Below are 1,041 nucleotides of genomic sequence, written 5' to 3'. Positions count from 1 at the left end.
CTGGCAAAGGCAGCGCTTCATCAGCCCTCCGCTGCCAAACAGGCGTCAGAACGCGAGGTTGATAGAGGTGCCCAAGTGCTTTGAATAATTTGTTCCAGTTGAATCGCTATATTTAGTGCCCACCGAAGCAGGGTTTCTCCGCAATAAAATAAGGTCGGATACATCGATTTTTACTTTGTATGTGGTGCCTTGAGCTGCAGTTAAGCTCTCTTCCACCTGCTTTACACTGTACGCGTTGATCATTCCAAACGTCATTCGGCTGGGCAATTCTGCTGGCGTTCCAAGCGGGTTGAAAAAACCGATTTGATTGTACCTCGCAGGAGTAGGAGTAGGAGTAGGAGTAGGTACCTGTGCCGGTGGAGAAACAACGGGCGGCGAGGCTGCATCACCGCCGCAACTGCCAGTCGCCAATGCGACTGCAATCCAAACAGCCTGTCCAGTGAAGCGTTTCATTAATTGTCCCTCTTAAGCTTTGTCGTCTTCTCTCTTAATGACAAGATGATTAACTACAATCTGGATTGATAATCCATCGTTCGCTCCTGGAGCATTCTGGATCAACGTCGAATTGTGCCAGTGCCATATGCCGGCGACTAGGGCCTACCGAAAAAGCGTCCTGCTCGCGCAAGTTCGTCCTGAAGCAAAGACTGTGGGCATAGTCGATGATCTATCCGATCGCGAAAATTGCTTGCGGATTGGCGACTGAACATCTTGGTGAAGAAATTTTGGCGCGCGATCAGGCGGGCGCCTATGCGAATGGTTCACGCTTAAGTGCCCAGCGAAATCGCTAAGTAGCCCATCAGTGGCATCTCTTGCGCATCTGCTCTGACGCGCTCAATGTTGCAGAACGTTGATATCGCTTTTTAAGGAAAGGCCTCAGATCCTTAGCACTTCAGAATGCTGCGACTTCAGCCCGTGTTCACCGGAGAACCGCGTATCGGCTCGATGATGTCGGTGGGAGGTGCGGGCGCAGATGGGGACCTCCAAAAACCCCTAGCCAATGGCTGCGTGATTTGATTCATTGCGGCTGACGGGAGGTGAGGA

General features: G+C 51.6%; 2 protein-coding genes. One reads left to right on the top strand and one right to left on the bottom strand.

Annotation, left to right across the window (positions count from 1 at the left end):
- Positions 1-45: 45 nt before the first annotated feature.
- The gene (locus tag QHC67_RS18675; RefSeq protein WP_319296658.1) at positions 46-453 is read right to left on the bottom strand and encodes a hypothetical protein; all 408 of its coding nucleotides are present in this window, start codon (positions 451-453) and stop codon (positions 46-48) included.
- 206 nt (positions 454-659) lie between these two features.
- Between QHC67_RS18675 and QHC67_RS18670 the strand changes: the two genes are divergently transcribed.
- Entirely contained in the window at positions 660-788 is a 129-nt protein-coding gene (locus QHC67_RS18670) for a hypothetical protein (RefSeq protein WP_319296656.1), read from the top strand.
- The last annotated feature ends 253 nt before the right edge of the window (positions 789-1,041 follow it).

It is taken from the genome of Sphingobium sp. (assembly GCF_033795625.1).
Lineage (GTDB): Bacteria > Pseudomonadota > Alphaproteobacteria > Sphingomonadales > Sphingomonadaceae > Sphingobium.
The sequence above is the reverse complement of the archived record's forward strand: the minus strand, read 5'-3'. Positions and strand labels throughout refer to the sequence as shown.

Coding starts and splice junctions, on each gene's coding strand:
- QHC67_RS18670 (WP_319296656.1), top strand. CDS start 660: ATGATCTATCCGATCGCGAAAATTGCTTGCGGATTGGCGACTGAACAT.
- QHC67_RS18675 (WP_319296658.1), bottom strand. CDS start 453: ATGAAACGCTTCACTGGACAGGCTGTTTGGATTGCAGTCGCATTGGCG.